Origin of the sequence: Candidatus Magnetobacterium casense, from assembly GCF_019173545.1 — a bacterium.
GTDB lineage: Bacteria > Nitrospirota > Thermodesulfovibrionia > Thermodesulfovibrionales > Magnetobacteriaceae > Magnetobacterium > Magnetobacterium cryptolimnobacter.
Window position 1 is genome coordinate 1 of record NZ_JABXWD010000319.1, and the last position, 3889, is coordinate 3889.

General features: G+C 44.2%; 1 protein-coding gene. It reads left to right on the forward strand.

What is annotated here, in order from left to right; genetic code table 11:
* The first annotated feature begins 338 nt into the window (after positions 1–338).
* A complete protein-coding gene (locus HWQ67_RS14015) occupies positions 339–3695 on the forward strand; it encodes an ATP-binding protein (RefSeq protein ID WP_218253313.1) in 3357 nt (1118 codons plus the stop codon).
* Positions 3696–3889: the final 194 nt, after the last annotated feature.

The following is a 3889-nucleotide window of genomic DNA, read 5'->3' on the forward strand; positions in this document are numbered from 1 at the left end:
TATGGTTTCGCACTTTCTGGATTCCTGCTTACGCAGGAATGACACAGATGGGCGCAAAATACCATTTCTTGTCATTCCCGTGAAAACGGGAATCCATTTTCAAAAACAGCATAAAAAGCCAGTTAATAAAAAAGTGCAAAAGTATAGTAATAAGCAATAAATTAACAGTGCTCCAATAAATTCTTAATTGATCTGTATAGGTTTTATATGGTACACTTATCCATGAAATCCTTACAGATAGGTTATAATTATAAAACAGTCGGAACATACGAGAGCCTTTTTCCGGAGGGATACATGTGGTTTGCCTTAACACCTGATGAGCGTTCAGGACAACTGACATGAAGAAACTCAGCACGAAGCTGTTTTTGTATTTCTTGTCTTTTTCAGTGTTCCTGTGGGGTGCGGTCTACTTGGCTATCAGCATCAGTGGAAAGGCATTTGAAGACTCCATCGTATCTACCCATATAGATATTTATGAGAGATACGTCGAGTTCATAGACCATCACATATCAGACAAGATTGGTTTCTACAGACTGTATTCAACGGATACATTTTTCAGACAATTTGTCGATGAATCCAATACCCGCTTTGACAATATTGACAACGCCAGTGACTACATTGATGAAAAAGACAAGGAGTGGATGCAGGTTCCAAAGAATGTCATAACACCGTTTATGGCTGATATCATAAATAACCCATTATCAAAGAGTTTAAAATATCAGATTGAACATCTGAAAAAGGAGCGTGGGTATTATATATACAGTGAGGTCTTTTTAACAAACAAGTACGGAGCAAATGTGGCTCAGACAGGCAAGACCAGTGATTACTTTCAAGCCGATGAAGAGTGGTGGCAACGGGCAAAGAAGGACGGTTTCTATATTGGCGCCGCCGAGTACGATGACAGCAGTGAAACGTATGCCTTGCCGATAGGAATAGCCATTACGGACGGCAACGGTAACTTCAGTGGTGTGATAAAGCTCGTCTTTAACCTGAAAAATGTAATAGCTACGCTTCACGAAATGAAAAACAATGCCTCACACAAACAATATACCAACTGGAGATTTGGACTGTTTACAAAGGACGGCAAGAAAATCTATTCACCGGAAAACATAAAGATATCGGAAGATGTTAAGAAACACGTATTACAAAGTGGTTTTGTACGCCTCAGAAGTATTGACACACGATGGGGCGATTCCTTGTCAATATATGTCATTAATCAGGATAATGACAAAGACGTAATCCATCTTGAATGGATATTTGTCAACGAACACGCAACAGATGAACTATTTGCACAGGTAGGTAAGTTGAGGATGCTGATGTTGCTCTCGGCCATTGTGGTAACGCTATTTGCCGTGTTTTTCAGCCTCTACCTGTCACGAAGGATATCAAAACCTATATTGTTGTTGACCAACTCGGTAAACGAATTTGACGACAATAACCTCTGCGTTGACATACCGGCAATACAGTCAAGGGATGAGATCGGCCAATTGACCGGCGCCTTTACCCGAATGACGGAAAAGCTGAGGTATAGCATCATTCAACGTGATGAGGTAAACAAAGGGCTTGAACTTAAAACAGACGAAATAAAGAAAAACTACGACCTGCAAAATATAATAAGCACGCTATTAAAGCAATCCTATATGGCCATTAGCATAAAAGAGTTCCTTGATCTTGCATTGGATATCCTGTTGTCACTTCCCTGGCTTGCCGCAAGATCAATCGGGTGCATATTCCTGTATGATGAGACTACACGTGTGTTAAAGATGCAGGCAAGCAGGAACTTGAATATTGCCATATCAGAGTCATGCAAGGAGGTTCAGGCGGGAAGGTGTCTGTGTGGACTGGCCGTGTCAAGGAGGGAATTGATATACAAAAACCATATCGATGGCGAACATGAAATAATACATGAGGGGATAACAGACCATGGCCATTATTGTGTACCGATCATAACAAGAGACAGGGTACTGGGTGTTATCAATGTAAATCTCGATGCTGGACATAATAAAGACAAGACGGAGGAACAGCTATTGTTGATGTTTGCCGATACGCTGGCAGTAATAATTGAACGCAAGCGGACTGATGAGAAGCTCCTGACGGCAATACATGAGGCGGAGAACGCCAATCGCGCCAAGAGCGAGTTCCTTGCCAACATGAGCCACGAAATACGTACCCCTATGAACGCAATAATCGGCCTGGGTCATTTAGCGCTTCAAACAAACCTCTCGTCAAAACAGAAAGATTATCTCAACAATATTCAGTTATCGGCAAAATCGCTGTTGGCTATTATCAACGACATGCTTGACCTGTCAAAGATAGAGGCTGGGAAACTGGAACTGGAGATAATCGACTTCGATATCGAAAGGGTCATGGATAATATAGTCACAATGTTGGCAGCAAGGGCAGAGGAAAAGGGGATAGAGATAATGTTCTCCGCAGACAAGGACGTGCCCTCCCTGCTCATTGGCGACCCGTTGAGGATAGGCCAGGTGCTCACAAACCTCATCAGCAATGCGGTCAAGTTCACCGAAAAGGGGGAAATTGTCATAACGGTAAAGGTTGTCGCTATAGATAAAGAGGAGGTCACCCTGGGTTTTTCCGTCAGGGATACGGGAATTGGCATAGCGTCGGAGATGTTGCCCAATTTGTTTCAACCATTTTCGCAGGCCGACCGATCCACTACACGGAAGTATGGCGGGACCGGTCTTGGGTTGAGTATATGCAAGAAACTGGTAGAGATGATGAATGGCGACATCTGCGCAAGGAGCGAGTACGGCAAGGGAAGCGAGTTTACCTTTACGATCAATGCAGGTTACCGGCAACCGACTTATGCGTCAAATTACATGAATGCACCTGACAAGGAAACAGAGAGGGCGGCAAGGCGGCATGAACATAATGCAGCAGCAAGGGAAAAACTGGCAACCATAAATGGCGCACACTTACTGCTCGTGGAGGACCACTACATAAATCAACAGGTTGCCCTTGAGGTCTTGAGCAATGCCGGCTTTGTCGTTGACATCGCCAACAACGGGTTAGAGGCGGTGAGGACCGTAGAGATGGCGCCCAAAAAGTATAGCGCCGTCTTAATGGACATACAGATGCCCGAAATGGACGGCATTGAGGCAACAATGAGGATCAGGCATGGGATATCCAAAGAGGAGCTGCCCATTATTGCAATGACTGCCCATGTGATGAAGGCAGAGCAGGATAAGTGTTACGCAGCGGGGATGAACGATCACGTCTCCAAGCCAATAGACATCAAAGAACTCTGTGACACACTCCTGAGGTGGGTACGGCCAACCGTATCCGACGTCCCTGACGTTGAATCTGCCCCGCCACGGCAGGGAGAGACCACGCCAGTCTATAACCTGCCCGGTATTGATATAGCGGCGGCACTTGAGAGGATTGGCGGCAACAAAGACCTGCTGAAGAAAATCATAGTGTATTTCAGGGATAATAATGTTAATATAGTTAATGACATAGAGGCTGCGATTCAACGACTGGATTATAATTCGGCCAGGGAGTTGGTACATGGCCTCAAGGGCATGGCGGGTAACATATCGGCAACGGAGCTGTTTGGCGTTGTTAAAGAGCTGGAAGGCCTGCTGGTAAAAGAGGACCCTGGAGGGATAGGCGAGTGCTTAAAAAGAGTGGATAAGGAACTTCATACAGTGTTTGAATCGGCCAGTAAACTTTAAAAATTGATATGCAAGAGCAAACCGGTACCTACTGTAGCAACCCTGGAAGACATAGCGGAGTCAATCAACATCATATTGGAGTAATCCTAATTTGACAATGTCATATTACAAACTCTGCAATTAAAAGATGTCTGAACCACGATTTAACGGATTAAGAGATTATCAGGATTTGTGTTAAAGAAGACCTCATGTCT